The organism is Mesorhizobium sp. USDA 4775, assembly GCF_054062655.1.
The window spans coordinates 4,491,224-4,503,942 of the sequence record NZ_JBSSFM010000001.1 but is presented as its reverse complement, the minus strand read 5'-3'; the positions used below and the strand labels follow the sequence as shown (position 1 = coordinate 4,503,942).

Annotated in this window: 12 protein-coding genes; 9 read left to right on the top strand and 3 right to left on the bottom strand. The window is 63.5% G+C overall.

Annotated elements, in window-relative coordinates:
* Positions 1-4: 4 nt before the first annotated feature.
* Complete coding sequence (locus ACVILI_RS22050) at positions 5-2,194, bottom strand: TonB-dependent hemoglobin/transferrin/lactoferrin family receptor (protein WP_084791564.1); 2,190 nt, start codon at positions 2,192-2,194, stop codon at positions 5-7.
* Positions 2,195-2,394: 200 nt separating this feature from the next.
* Here ACVILI_RS22050 and hemP point away from each other — a divergent pair, with 200 nt between their 5' ends.
* The 5 genes from hemP to ACVILI_RS22025 are packed head-to-tail and all read left to right on the top strand — an operon-like array spanning position 2,395 to position 6,529.
* Positions 2,395-2,601 carry a hemin uptake protein HemP gene (gene hemP, locus ACVILI_RS22045; RefSeq protein WP_038647321.1) on the top strand — a complete coding sequence of 69 codons (207 nt, stop codon included), beginning with the start codon at positions 2,395-2,397 and terminating at the stop codon, positions 2,599-2,601.
* Between the two features lie 22 nt (positions 2,602-2,623).
* A complete protein-coding gene (locus ACVILI_RS22040) occupies positions 2,624-3,685 on the top strand; it encodes a hemin-degrading factor (RefSeq protein WP_038647319.1) in 1,062 nt (353 codons plus the stop codon).
* Positions 3,686-3,696: 11 nt separating this feature from the next.
* The gene (locus tag ACVILI_RS22035) at positions 3,697-4,599 is read left to right on the top strand and encodes a heme/hemin ABC transporter substrate-binding protein (protein WP_038647317.1); all 903 of its coding nucleotides are present in this window, start codon (positions 3,697-3,699) and stop codon (positions 4,597-4,599) included.
* An 11-nt stretch (positions 4,600-4,610) separates the two neighbouring features.
* Positions 4,611-5,714, top strand: a complete 1,104-nt coding sequence (locus ACVILI_RS22030; protein WP_038647315.1) for a FecCD family ABC transporter permease — start codon at positions 4,611-4,613, stop codon at positions 5,712-5,714.
* A 23-nt stretch (positions 5,715-5,737) separates the two neighbouring features.
* Positions 5,738-6,529 (top strand): heme ABC transporter ATP-binding protein, encoded by a 792-nt coding sequence (locus ACVILI_RS22025; protein WP_457102613.1) that lies wholly within the window; start codon positions 5,738-5,740, stop codon positions 6,527-6,529.
* 154 nt (positions 6,530-6,683) lie between these two features.
* Here the strand turns inward: ACVILI_RS22025 and rirA are convergent, their stop codons facing one another.
* Positions 6,684-7,145, bottom strand: a complete 462-nt coding sequence (gene rirA, locus ACVILI_RS22020; RefSeq protein WP_019858621.1) for an iron-responsive transcriptional regulator RirA — start codon at positions 7,143-7,145, stop codon at positions 6,684-6,686.
* A 321-nt stretch (positions 7,146-7,466) separates the two neighbouring features.
* On the opposite strand from rirA, the gene ACVILI_RS22015 reads away from it, so the two are divergent.
* From ACVILI_RS22015 to ACVILI_RS22005, 3 genes are all read left to right on the top strand, one after another.
* The gene (locus ACVILI_RS22015) at positions 7,467-8,762 is read left to right on the top strand and encodes a DUF445 domain-containing protein (protein ID WP_019858620.1); all 1,296 of its coding nucleotides are present in this window, start codon (positions 7,467-7,469) and stop codon (positions 8,760-8,762) included.
* A gap of 100 nt (positions 8,763-8,862) precedes the next feature.
* On the top strand, positions 8,863-9,291 hold the full coding sequence (locus tag ACVILI_RS22010) for a phasin family protein (protein ID WP_027046931.1): 429 nt from the start codon (positions 8,863-8,865) through the stop codon (positions 9,289-9,291).
* A 258-nt stretch (positions 9,292-9,549) separates the two neighbouring features.
* Entirely contained in the window at positions 9,550-10,047 is a 498-nt protein-coding gene (locus ACVILI_RS22005) for a MaoC family dehydratase (RefSeq protein ID WP_019858617.1), read from the top strand.
* 192 nt (positions 10,048-10,239) lie between these two features.
* Here ACVILI_RS22005 and ACVILI_RS22000 read toward each other — a convergent pair whose 3' ends face one another.
* Complete coding sequence (locus ACVILI_RS22000) at positions 10,240-11,700, bottom strand: MFS transporter (protein ID WP_240564652.1); 1,461 nt, start codon at positions 11,698-11,700, stop codon at positions 10,240-10,242.
* A gap of 128 nt (positions 11,701-11,828) precedes the next feature.
* Between ACVILI_RS22000 and ACVILI_RS21995 the strand changes: the two genes are divergently transcribed.
* Complete coding sequence (locus ACVILI_RS21995) at positions 11,829-12,719, top strand: LysR family transcriptional regulator (protein ID WP_038647309.1); 891 nt, start codon at positions 11,829-11,831, stop codon at positions 12,717-12,719.

Below are 12,719 nucleotides of genomic sequence, written 5' to 3'. Positions count from 1 at the left end.
GCCATCAGCCTCCAAATCGCATTGTTGCCGCCAGTTTCAGCGTTATGCCCGGCTCATAGACCGCGACTGTCGTGCTGCCGTTCAGCGGGTTGGCGTATTTGACGTCGAACAGATTGTCGGCGCGGAAATCGACCTTCAGATTGTCTGTCGCCTGGTAGCTGGCGAAGGCATTGACCAGCGTGTAGTCCTCGGCCACCGCATTGCCCTTTGGTTTGCCATTGTACTGCACCTCACCACCAACGGTCAGCTTGTCCTCGAGGAAGCGCAGCCCGAGCTGGGCGGTGACCTGGGAGGAAGGGATGGTGGCGAGATCGGCTTCCACACCCTTGTAGGAAATGGTGTGGCCATTGGTGATCGAGGCCGAAAGCCCGGCATAGCCCCATCCGGCGTCGTAGACGCCTTCCAGCTCAAAGCCGTCGATCTTGGCCTGGGCGAAATTCTGATACTGGAAGCAGATCGGAATGCCGGGTCCGAACGGGCAGCCGCTGCCTGGAGCGAACGGCGACAGGGTCACGCCATCGATATAGTCATCGACATTGTTGTGGAAGTAGGCCGCCTTGACGCGAAGCGCGTCGCCGGGTTCGAAGATGTCGTTCTGGCTGTAGTTGATGCCGAATTCCGTCGTCTTGCCGGTCTCAGGCCGCAGATTGGGATTGGGCAGGAACGGGAAGGTGACGCCCGCCGGGTGGTTGCCGCTGATCAGCGTTTCCGTCAGCGACGGCGACCGATAGCCTTCGGCGTAGGTGCCGTAGAATTGCAGGCCGGCAAGGCCGGCGCTTTCGAACGGCGAGACGCCGACGGTGATGCGCGGCGACAGCCGGTCGCCCGAGGTCTCACGCGTGCTGTCCTTCAGGCTGTAATTGTCGTAGCGCAGTCCGGCGATGACTTCGAGCCAGTCCCAGGTGAGCTTGTCCTGGACATAGGCGCCGGACACGTTGCGCTTGCCCGAAGGCGTGTAGAAACTGTCGCCGCCGGCCGTACCGCCCGTCTTCACATCGTCGCCGACCCAGTCGCCGCCATAGGTCAATTCGTGGGCGATGCCACCTGTTTCGAAGCGCGATGTGTTCCAGATGTCGATACCCGTGGTGCCGACGTCGAAAGTCGATTGCGACCCCGCCGGCAGGACAGTGGGAAGACCCGTTATGGGGTCAAACCGTTTTTGCGGGACAAGGCTGGTCAGGTCGAGATTGGTCTTGTTGTACGAGGTGTTGATGTGGAGATCGAGCCAGCTCTTGTCCTCGTCCGTGATGTTGTAACGGGCGGTGAACGTGTTCGACTTCAGGTCGACGTCGTTGACCGGCACGCCGCCGCTGGTTTCGTCCCAGCCGTCGCTTGAGCCGACCCAGCCCAGCTTCAACTCGCTGTTTTCGGTCGGCCGGATGCTGGTCTTGAGCAGGCCGCTCAGCACGTCGAAGCCGGTGCCGTTGACGGTGTCGCCGCCGCCATCCTTGTAGTTGTCGTAGTTGCGGTAGACGATGTTGCCGAGTGTGTCCCAGTTCTCGTTGAAACGGTAGGCGCCGGTGGCGCTGGTGGTCCAGCCCTTGCCGTTGCTCTCATAGCGTCCGGTTACCGAAGCCCCCCATGTTTCCTCCGGCTTGAGGAAGTCCGCGGCGTCCTTGGTGTCGAAGAAGATGACGCCGCCGATGGCGCCCGAACCATAGGTGTTGGCGACCGGACCACGGATCACATCGACGGATTTGACGAGTTCGGGGTCGATGTAGAAGGTCGACTGGGTGCCATGGTCCGAACGCTGGAAATCCTGGCGTGCGCCATCGACGATGACCGCGACGCGGCCGAAATCCTGGAGGCCGCGAATGTTGATACTGGTGCTGACGCGTCTGGCGTCGGCCTGTGTCGCGACACCGGGCACACCCAGCAGCATCTCGTTCGGCGTCGTCGCCATGCGGCGGGCGAGTTGCTCCTGGTCGACATGGCTGGCCGAGGCCAGTGATTCGATCGCCGTTTCGCCGGTGCGGCTGATAACCAAAATCTTGTCGAGCAGCGTTGCGCCCGCAGGGGCAGCTTTTTCCTGGTCAGCCTGCTGCGACTGATCCGTCTGCTTGCCCGCCGGCTGCGTTGCCTGTTGTGCATGCGCCGATGGTGCCGATAGGGCGATCGCCGCCACGCTCGCCAACAAGGCCGCCACACCGTTCGCCGCCGACCGGCCGCGCAGTTCCCAGTTCAAAAACCCCATGCCCCAACTCCAGATTCCAGGTTTCGTGCTGGCTGGCCTGGGGCTCGCTGGCATTTTTCATCGTGTCCGGCGTCTTAAATGTTGACTCGTTTACTCCGGTATTGCACTGACTAGTAAACATGATTATTCAAGTCAAGAAATGAATCGGCAATTTCGCAACGCCTAGCCAGGTGCCCGGCACAGGAAAGGGATCGACCCAGATGAACACGCACAATCCCAACGATTTTCGCTATCGCGTCCGCCGTTCCGATGATGCCTCCAGCCGCTTCGATCGGATCCCGCTGGCGGTGCGAACGCTCTCCAGCAACACGCTGTTCCAGGGCGAGCACGAGATCGGCATCGAGCATCATGGCGCACTCTACCGGCTGAAGATCACCCGGCAGGGCAAGCTCATTCTCAACAAGTAAGGCAAGGCAGTAGGGGTAAGACATGGACCAGCGCGTAAAACCCGCCCCGCATGAAATCCGGCGGGCACGGACAGAAGATCCGAAATCGCGGGAGCGTGACCTGGCCGCCCAACTCGGCATTTCGGAAGCCGAGTTGGTCGCCGCGCATTGCGGCGACGGCGTCGTTCGCATCGAACCGCGCGTCAACGACCTCTTGACCGGGCTCGAGGCGGTCGGCGAGGTGATGGCGCTGACCCGCAACGAAAGCGCCGTTCACGAAAAGATTGGCGTCTACGACAAGGTCGTTGCCGGCAACCACAATGCCATGGTGCTTGGCGAGAATATCGACCTGCGCATCTTCCCGAAGGTCTGGGCGCATGGCTTTGCCGTGGAGAAGCGCGACGGCGACGAGATCCGCCGCAGCCTGCAGTTCTTCGACGGGACGGGCGAGGCGGTGCACAAGGTGCATCTGCGGCCGGCCTCCAGCCTCTATGCCTACCAGAAGCTGGTCGCTTCGCTGGAATCGTCCAACCAGGAACCGACGATCGCCATCTCCGGGCATGCCCCCGATAATGAGGGCGAGGCCACGGCGACGACCGCCAACCTTGACGATCTGCGCGACCGCTGGAGCCGGCTGACCGACGTGCACCAGTTCTTCGGCATGCTGAAAACGCTCAAGCTCAGCCGCCGTCAGGCGGTGCGCATGATCGGAACGGACTATGCCTGGCTGCTCGACAATGACGCGGTCCGCGCCATGTTTCATCACGCCGCCGAAGGCGAGCTGCCGATCATGTGCTTCGTCGGCAACCGCGGCTGCATCCAGATCCATTCCGGACCGGTCAAGTCGATCAAGCCGATGGGGCCGTGGATCAATGTGCTGGATGAAACCTTCCACCTGCATTTGCGCACCGACCACATCCATGAAGTCTGGGCGGTGCGCAAGCCGACCAAGGATGGCCATGTCACATCGCTCGAGGTCTTTGGCGCCGAAGGCGAGATGATCATCCAGTTCTTCGGCAAGCGCCATGAAGGCGAAAGCGAGCGCGACGATTGGCGGTTCCTGGCCGAGAACCTGCCGCGTATTCCGAGCCCGACGGCAGCGTGAGGAACAGTGTGATGCGGTTTTTCCCGACCCTGCTGGTGATGCGCCTATCGATGCTTGCGCCGATCGTCGGCCTTTCCGTTGCCGCGCTGCAGCCGGCCGGCGCCGTCGAGGGCGTCTCGGTCTTCTCCGATCCGTCGAAGATCGCCGCCATAGGCGGTTCGATCACCGAAATCGTCTATGCGCTTGGCGAGGAGAAACATCTGGTGGCGCGCGATTCCACCAGCAATTATCCGAAAGCGGCGCTCGCCTTGCCCGATGTCGGCTATATGCGCGCGCTGTCGCCGGAAGGCGTGCTGTCGGTCAATCCGACCGGCATCCTGGCGCTGCACGGCAGTGGCCCCAAGGAAGCCGTCGACGTGCTGAAGAAGGCCAGCATCCCCTTCATCGAGGTGCCTGAACATTATAGCCACGACGGCATCCTCGAGAAGGTCCGCATCGTCGGCAAGGCGCTTGGCGTCGATGCCAAGGCCGAGGTGCTGGCCAAGGAACTCGATGCCAAGCTGATATCAGCCGAAAAGCAGACGGCGTCGATCAAGGAGCGCAAGCGCATTCTGTTCGTGCTGTCGGTACAGGGCGGCAAGATCCTGGCGGCCGGCAGCGAAACCGCGGCCGACGGCATGGTCAAGCTGGCGGGCGGAGTCAACGCCGTCGACGGTTTCTCCGGCTACAAGCAGATGTCCGACGAGGCAATCATCACCGCCAGGCCCGACGTGATCCTGATGATGAGCAATGCCGGGCCGCCAGTGTCGGACGACGAATTGTTCGGCAACCCGTCTGTTGCCTCGACGCCGGCAGGGGTCGCGCGCAAGCTGATCCGCATCGATGGCGGCTATCTGCTCGGCTTCGGGCCGCGCACCGCCGACGCCATTCACGACCTCGCCGTCTCGCTCTATGGCGCTGAAGTCACGGACTGAGCGGGCGGATCATGGTCGATCAATCGATCGCCGGCCCGGTGAAGGTGATGGCGAATGCATCCGAAGGCGACCGCTCGGGCCGCGCCCGCATCGTCATCCTGTTGCTGTGCCTCGGGCTCGCGGCCGCCATATCTTTGTCGCTCACGTCGGGGGCATCAGATGCTTCGGCCGTCAGCGTCCTCGGGGACTGGCTGCTTGGGGCCATTCCGAGCGATGCGGCGCTGAGCACCCGTGACAGCCTGATCATCTACGGCATCCGTTTGCCGCGCATCATCCTCGGCATGCTGGTCGGTGCGGCGCTCGCGGTCTCGGGCGCCGTCATGCAGGGGCTGTTTCGCAATCCGCTGGCCGATCCCGGCCTGATCGGCGTTTCCGCCGGCTCCAGCCTCGGCGCGGTGGCCATCATCGTGCTCGGCATCACGGTGCCGGCGCCGGTGACGGCCTTGCTCGGCACGCTTGCGCTGCCGCTGGCGGCCTTCTTCGGTGGCCTTGCCTCGACTCTGGTGCTTTATCAGGTCGCGACGCGACGTGGCCAAACCTCGGTCGCCACCATGCTGCTCGCCGGCATCGCGCTGGCAGCCCTTGCCATGGCGTTGACGGGCATCCTCATCTTCATGGCCGACGATCGCCAGCTGCGCGACCTGACATTCTGGTCACTCGGATCGCTGGGCGGCGCGACATGGGCGAAGATCGGTTCAGTCGGGCCGATCATTATACTGGCGCTAGGGGCGATGCCTTTCCTGGCGCGCGGCCTCAATGCGCTGGCGCTGGGCGAGGCGACCGCCGGCCATCTCGGCATACCGGTGCAGCGGCTGAAATACACGGCGATCATCGGTGTCTCGGCGGCGGTCGGCGCCTCCGTCGCGGTCAGCGGCGGCATCGGCTTCGTCGGCATCGTCGTGCCGCATCTGCTGCGCCTGCTGATCGGTCCGGACAATCGCTATCTCTTGCCGGCTTCCGCGCTGTTCGGCGCGACGCTGCTGCTGCTCGCCGATGCCGTGGCACGCATCGTCGTGGCGCCGGCCGAATTGCCGATCGGCATCGTCACCGCGATCGTGGGTGCGCCGTTCTTCCTGTGGATACTGCTGCGCAAGCGCGTCGTGGTCGATCTCTAAGACCTGGAACCTGTGAGGCTTTGATGATCGAGGCAAGGGACGTTTCCGTCGATATCGCCGGCAAGCGCATCGTCGGTGGTGTCGATTTCGATGCGCGGCCTGGCGAAATAGCGGCCATCGTCGGTCCCAACGGTTCGGGCAAGACGACCTTCCTGAAGGCGTTGTCGGGCGAGCTCGCCTCTACCGGGCGCGTCGCGCTCAACGGCCGAAGTCTTTCGTCGATGAAACCGGCCGAGATGGCGGTGCATCGCGCGGTGCTGCCGCAGGCGACGACGCTTTCCTTCCCGTTCACGGTGCGCGAGGTGGTCAGGCTCGGCCTTGTCGGCGGGCGCTCGGGCACCTTGCCGGGCGAGGATGCTCGGCTGCCGGTACGGGCGCTGGCGCGCGTTGACCTCGACGGTTTTGCCGGACGTTTCTACCAGGAGCTTTCGGGCGGCGAGCAGCAGCGCGTCCAGCTTGCGCGCGTGCTGTGCCAGGTCTGGGCGCCGGTGCTCGACGGCAAGCCGCGCTACCTGTTCCTCGACGAGCCGGTTTCCAGCCTCGACATCAAGCATCAGCTGATCATCATGAACATCGCCCGTGATTTTGCCAAAAGGGGCGGGGGCGTGGTCGCCATCCTGCACGACCTCAATCTGACGGCCATGTATGCCGACCGGATCTTCGTCATGCATCGCGGCCGGCTCGTGGCCACCGGTTCACCACAGGACGTGCTGAGCGATGAGCTGATCGAAAAAGTGTTCGATTGCCGGCTCAGGGTCGGCGTGCTGCCGGTCGGCAACATGCCGTTCGTGTTGCCTCAATCAGCGGTCTATTGATATTCAGGTGAGGCCGGCCTGCGAATGGCGGTTTCGTGCACTTCCGGTACTCACGTCCCCAAAAGTAAGCTCCGTTACGGTTCTCGGAACCCGCCGTTCTCGACTCGGCCTGACATGAATCTCAACAGACCTACCCAGACGCGGGGAGACTTGCTCACGCGGCCGGGGCGCGGCGCTCCAGCATGTCGATGCCTAGCAGGTTGCGCACGTTCGGCCTTGCCGCCACCATGTCGGCGATCGTGTAGCGGGCGAGCACGGCGAAGAAGGCGTTGAGGGCCTCGCGCAGCGCCGAATTCAGCGCGCAGCTGTCGACCAGCGGGCATTCGGCGGCATCGTTCTCGAAGCATTCGGCCATGGCGAAGCTTTCCTCGGTAACGCGCACGACGTCGAAGAGGCTGATCGCCTCAGCCGCGCGGCCAAGCCTGACGCCGCCATTCCGGCCGCGCACCGTCTCGACCAGCCCATTCTCGACCAGCGGCTGCAGGATCTTGAACAGGAACAGTTCCGACACCGAATAGGCGGCCGCGATTTCGGGAATGCGGCTTAACCGGTCATTGTTGGCGGCACAGTACATCAGGATGCGCATGGCATAATTGGTCTGGCGTGTAAGCCGCATTTCGTCCTCACTACGCGCCGGCGCGGTGCAACCACGCCGGATTCCTGAACTTCGCCGCCGCGGCTCTGATCCCGGAGTTTCGGATTCGCCGCGCTGGCCCCGATCCGAATATGGCCTATACCTTGGAACAATTCCAGACTAGCCGGGCATCATAGATGAATATTCTCGTCAACTTTATGTGCGCAGCCCGGCAAAACGCTGGGAAAACCGGCCACAACGGGCATTCCGGCTGATGAAACCCTAGATAGGCCCAGGGTCGACCTGAGGTCGACCTGAGATCGACGAGAGGTCGACCAGAGATCGACGAGGAGCAGTTCATCCATGTCACAATCGGCTCCGTCCCTGGCGCCTGTCCGTTTCGATGCTGACGCGGCCGTCAAGCTCTCGGCGTTGCGCCGCACCAAATTCATCGCCACGGCGGCGCTGGGGCTTTGCGTGCTGGTGTTCGCCTTGGCCAAGTCGTTCCAAAGCACCTATCCGTGGCTGGGGTTCGTCGCCGCCTTCGCCGAGGCGGCGACCATTGGCGGTCTTGCCGACTGGTACGCGGTGGTGGCGTTGTTCAGGCGCCCGCTCGGGCTGCCGATCCCGCATACCGCCATCATCCCGGAAAACCAGAATCGTATCGCCGACAATCTCGGCCGCTTCATCGAGGCCAATTTCCTGGCGCCTGAGCCGGTGCGGGAAAAGCTTGCCGAGGTCGATTTTGCGGCACTCGTCGCCGATTGGCTGACCGATGCCGAACGCGCCGCCGGCCTGTCGCGCTTCGTCGTTCGGCTGGTGCCGCAGACACTTGCCGCGGTCGAGCAGTCCGGCCTGCGCGGCTTCGTCACCAGCCGCATGCTCGAGCAGATCGAAAAGGTGCCGCTGGCGCCGCTGGCGGCGGAACTGCTGTCGGCGCTTACCGATGACCGCCGTCATCAAAAACTGTTCGACGAGTTCATCAAGGTGGTCGGCCGCTTCCTCAACGACGAACAGGCGCTGGCGACGATGCGCGAGAAGATCCGCGAGGAGCTGCCGTCGCTGTTCAACCTGTTCAGGGCCGATGCCTATCTCCTGAAGAAGATCGTCGCCTCGGCGGGTTCCTTGCTCGACGAGGTGCGCGCCGATCCCGACCACCCGATGCGCGCCGAGTTCGATCGTTTTGCGCAAGGCTTCGTCGAGCGACTGCGGACGTCCAGGCAATATGCAAAGCGTGCCGAGAAGATGAAGCATGATTTCCTCGCCCGACCTGAAGTCAGGGCGCTGGCCGGCGACATGTGGCAGAGCCTCAGCCTGTTCATCGAGCAGGATGCCAAGGCGCCGAATTCGGTGATCCGGGCGCATCTCGCCAACATGTTCGTCGAGGTCGGCCGCCATCTCGCCGGCGATGCGCAGATCCGGGCCGACATGAACCAGGGGTTCGTCGTGGCGCTGGCCTCCTTCGTCGAAAGCCAGAAGAGCGGTGTGTCGAAATTCATCGCCGATCAGGTCAAACGCTGGGACCTGGCGCAACTGACGCGGCTGATCGAGATGAACATCGGCCGGGACCTGCAATATATCCGCTTCAACGGCATGATCATCGGCGGGCTGGCGGGTATCGTCCTCTACACGATCGAGCTGCTGCTCCCGGTCAATTGATGCGCATTGATCGTCAGGCCCGTCTTCGAAATGGACACACGGCAGCCGAGTGCTATGCTCTCGGCGAGGGTATCCGCATTTGCGGCTAAGGGGAGACATCATGGCAAAACAACCGGAATCCGATTCCTTCATGGACATGTTCGGCAGGTTCGGCCGCGACCTGAAGGTGCCCAATGTCGATGTCGAGGCGATCCTTGCCCATCACCGCAAGAACCTCGAAGCGTTGGAGAAATCGGCGCGAGCCGGCGCCGCCGGCGCGACCTCGCTGTTGTCGAGGCAGCGTGAACTGCTGCAGGACACACTGCGCGAAATCGCCGACATGGCGCAGAGCTACCGCGCGCCGGGCAATCCGCAGGAACTGATGACCAAGCAGACGGAGTTTGCCCGGAAATCGTTCGAGGCGGCGCTTAAGAATGCCGGTGAAGTGGCTGAACTGGCTCGCAAATCCGGAACCGAATCGATCGAAATCCTGCGTGCACGCATCAAGGAGGCGATGGAGGAAATCCGCGCCGGCTACGGGCAGAAATAGGCTTCCGCGGCCTGTCGTTTCGTCTTCGGCGGGACATGCCGGTTTGCAGTTTCGCAACCCTGCGCATAGTTGCATTCGCGCCACGTTATAAGCGTCGGCGCCCCTGGAAGGTGCGAAAATCCGAATTCGGCCTGCCATTGCGCGGCAAGGCATGGCACGGTTCAGCCGGAGTTCGACGGAACCGATTCACAAGGGGTGAATTGACAGGGGCCATCCGTTCGTGGTCCGGAGGCACGGCAAGCGATCGGGAAAGCAGGAATGAACGAAATACGGCCTAAAACGCCGCCGACCTATGAGCAGTTGAGAACGATGTCCGGGCAGGAGCTCGGCGTCTCGGAATGGACCACGGTCGATCAGGACCGTATCAACCAGTTCGCCGAATGCACCGGCGACCACCAATGGATCCATGTCGACCCTGAACGCGCGCGGCGACAAAGCCCGTTCCGCACCACGATCGCGCATGGCTATCTGACGCTGTCGATCATCGGCGCGCTGGCGCTCGGCATGGGCATCGTGCCGGAAAACACCCAGGCCGCCTTCAACTATGGCTTCGACAAGGTGCGTTTCCTGGCGCCCGTGAGGGTCGGCGCCCGCATCAGGCTGCGTACGGTCCTGCTTTCCATGGAAGACAGGGGGCCCGGCCAATATCTGATGAAGGCAGCCAATACCGTCGAAATCGAAGGCGAGGAAAAGCCGGCGCTGACGGCGGAAACGCTGGTCATGCTCTATGAGCGCCGCAAACGGGCAGGGGCCTGAGAGCCTGCTTGGAAATTCTACTCTGGCGGCCATCTGATGGCGTTTTCTGCGCTTCCGGTGCTCACGGACCAAAAGTCCGCTGCGCTCCGGTTCTCGAAACCACCACCATATGACTCGCCAGAGCGAATTTCGAAACAGTCTCTGCGCGGCATCTGACGGACATTACGCTTCCATCGCCAAGCAGATCGTGCCTCATGAAACTACGGACTCCACGCGACCTGCGACACGGGCCGAGAGCAGCGCGAGCAGCAATGCCACCAGCGCCAGCGCCGTTGCCGTCTCGAAGGTGACCTGCATGCCACGGGCGGCTGCGGCGGAACTCAGAACATCCTGTCCTGTTCCTTGTCGGGCACCGGCCGATGCAACCGCGAATATGGCGCCCATCACCGATGCGCCGGTGACGAGGCCGAGATTGCGCGACAAATTGAGCAGGCCTGATATGACGCCGCGTTCGCCGGCGCCGATACCGCTCATGACGGCCGCATTGTTGGAAGTCTGGAACAGGGCGTAACCGAAACAGGTGACGGTGATGGGAACGGCATAGCTGGCAATGCCGAGTCCGGTCAGCGCAAGCGACAGGAGGAATGTGCCCGTGGCGAGGCTGAGCAAGCCTGCGACCATCATCCTGTGGGCTCCAAAGCGATCGGAGAGCCGCCCGGCCAGCAGCGCCGACAGGGCCGAGACAAGCGGCCCGGTCGAAAGCACCAAGCCGACCATCGCGGCATCGAGTTCCAACCCACGCGATAGATAGAACGGAGCGACCACCAGGGTCGCCATCATCACCGTGGCGACGATCAGGCTCATGACCAGGCTGGCGCTGAGCCGCTGATCCCGGAAGCTGGCGAGTTGGACCAATGGGTTCTTCACCCGTTTCTGGGCGACGGCGAACAGACCGATGCCGAGAGCGGTAGCGGCCAGCAGGCCGATGTTGAGCGCACCGAAATGGCCCCGGCCAAGCGTCATGGCCAATGCATAGGCGGCCAGCGTCAGCGCCAACAGGACAGTGCCCATCGCATCGAACTTGCCTTGAGCGGCCTGCGCGTTCTTGTTACCGGCTGGCAAGGCACGCCAGGCGAGGGCGAAGGTCAGCAGGCCCAGCGGGACATTGACCAGGAAAATCGCGCGCCAGCCGAGGCCGGCGATCAGCAGGCCGCCGAGCGAAGGGCCGAGCGTCGTGCCGATCGCCGACATGGCGCCGAGCAGACCCATGGCGCTGCCGGTCCGTTCTTTGCTCACCGTCTCCGCGACAAAGGCCAGCGTCAGCGCCATCATCAGCGCCGCGCCCAGCCCCTGCACGGCCCGTGCAGCGATCAGCAGCCAAAGCGTCGGCGCCAGGCCGCAGAGCACCGATGCCGATGTGAACAGCGCGATGCCGCCGAGCAGCAACGGCCGGCGCCCGAACATGTCAGCCAGCCGCCCGGCGCTGACGATCAACGTGGTGATGGCGAGGAGATAGGCCAGAACCACCCATTGCACGGCCTGGAACGACGCTCCGAACGTCTGCATCAGCGAGGGCAGCCCGACGCTGGCAATGCTGGTTCCCAGCGACGACAGCAGCGTGGCGAGCGACAGGCTTGCCAGCGCCCAGGCGGTCGATTGATTCTGTTGCGGAGCGGACACCAGTCCAACCTGATTTTGCGCGGCGACTGCCATGCGATCTCCTTTCCGTTCGCTCCGAAAGCGGAGCCAATGGTGATCTAGTCTCGCAGCTGATATGGCGGAAGGCGCAGCATTTGCATCATATCAGTGCATAAGACGCCATATCACGCTAGGATCCGCAAATGACGACGCCCGATCTCAATCTGCTCTTTGCTCTCGACGTGCTGCTGGCGGAAGGCAGCGTGGCCCGCGCAGCACGCCGTCTGCGGCTCAGCCCCTCGGCGATGAGCCGGACGCTGGCGCGGCTGCGCCAGGCAACGGGCGATCCTCTGCTGGTGCGAGCCGGGCGCGGCCTGGTGGCGACGCCGCGCGCGGAGGAGTTGCGCCGCCAAGTCGGTCCTGTCGTCCAGGACGCGGAGGCGCTGCTGCGCCCAGCCGAATTGCTTGATCTTTCAAGCCTGGACAGGGTGTTCACGCTGCGCACCAACGACGGGTTCGTCGAGGAGTTCGGGCCTCGCCTTGTCGCCCGCATCGGGGCCGAAGCGCCAGAGGTGCGGCTGCGTTTCGCGCCGAAGTCCGACAAGGATGTGATGTCGCTGCGCGAGGCGGCGATCGACCTGGAAATCGGCGTCGCCGGCGAAACCGGACCCGAAGTGCGCATCCAGGCGCTGTTTCGCGACCGCTTCATCGGCGCTGTCCGATCAGGCCATCCGCTGATTGAGGGCATTGTGACGCCCGAGCGCTATGCGGCGGGCCGGCACATCAGTGTTTCGCGGCGCGGCCGCGAGAAGGGACCGATCGACGAGGCGCTGGGCGGGCTTGGCCTGCAGCGGACGGTGGTGTGCATGGTCTCGGGTTTCTCGGCCGCGCTCGCCATGGCGCGCGCTTCGGAACTGATCGCCAGCGTGCCCGAGCGGCACACGGCCGGCGCGCGCGCCGGCATGCACAGTTTTCCGCTGCCGGTCACTACGGTGGAAGTCACCATTTCGATGCTCTGGCATCCGCGCCTCGATGCCGACCCGGCGCAACGTTGGTTGCGTGACTGCGTGCGGGAGGTCTGTGCAAGTCGCTGA

Excerpts from the sequence above, each read along its gene's own strand:
- ACVILI_RS22050 (WP_084791564.1), bottom strand. The coding sequence starts at position 2,194 with ATGGGGTTTTTGAACTGGGAACTGCGCGGCCGGTCGGCGGCGAACGGT.
- hemP (WP_038647321.1), top strand. The coding sequence starts at position 2,395 with ATGAACACGCACAATCCCAACGATTTTCGCTATCGCGTCCGCCGTTCC.
- ACVILI_RS22040 (WP_038647319.1), top strand. The coding sequence starts at position 2,624 with ATGGACCAGCGCGTAAAACCCGCCCCGCATGAAATCCGGCGGGCACGG.
- ACVILI_RS22035 (WP_038647317.1), top strand. The coding sequence starts at position 3,697 with ATGCGGTTTTTCCCGACCCTGCTGGTGATGCGCCTATCGATGCTTGCG.
- ACVILI_RS22030 (WP_038647315.1), top strand. The coding sequence starts at position 4,611 with ATGGTCGATCAATCGATCGCCGGCCCGGTGAAGGTGATGGCGAATGCA.
- ACVILI_RS22025 (WP_457102613.1), top strand. The coding sequence starts at position 5,738 with ATGATCGAGGCAAGGGACGTTTCCGTCGATATCGCCGGCAAGCGCATC.
- rirA (WP_019858621.1), bottom strand. The coding sequence starts at position 7,145 with ATGCGGCTTACACGCCAGACCAATTATGCCATGCGCATCCTGATGTAC.
- ACVILI_RS22015 (WP_019858620.1), top strand. The coding sequence starts at position 7,467 with ATGTCACAATCGGCTCCGTCCCTGGCGCCTGTCCGTTTCGATGCTGAC.
- ACVILI_RS22010 (WP_027046931.1), top strand. The coding sequence starts at position 8,863 with ATGGCAAAACAACCGGAATCCGATTCCTTCATGGACATGTTCGGCAGG.
- ACVILI_RS22005 (WP_019858617.1), top strand. The coding sequence starts at position 9,550 with ATGAACGAAATACGGCCTAAAACGCCGCCGACCTATGAGCAGTTGAGA.
- ACVILI_RS22000 (WP_240564652.1), bottom strand. The coding sequence starts at position 11,700 with ATGGCAGTCGCCGCGCAAAATCAGGTTGGACTGGTGTCCGCTCCGCAA.
- ACVILI_RS21995 (WP_038647309.1), top strand. The coding sequence starts at position 11,829 with ATGACGACGCCCGATCTCAATCTGCTCTTTGCTCTCGACGTGCTGCTG.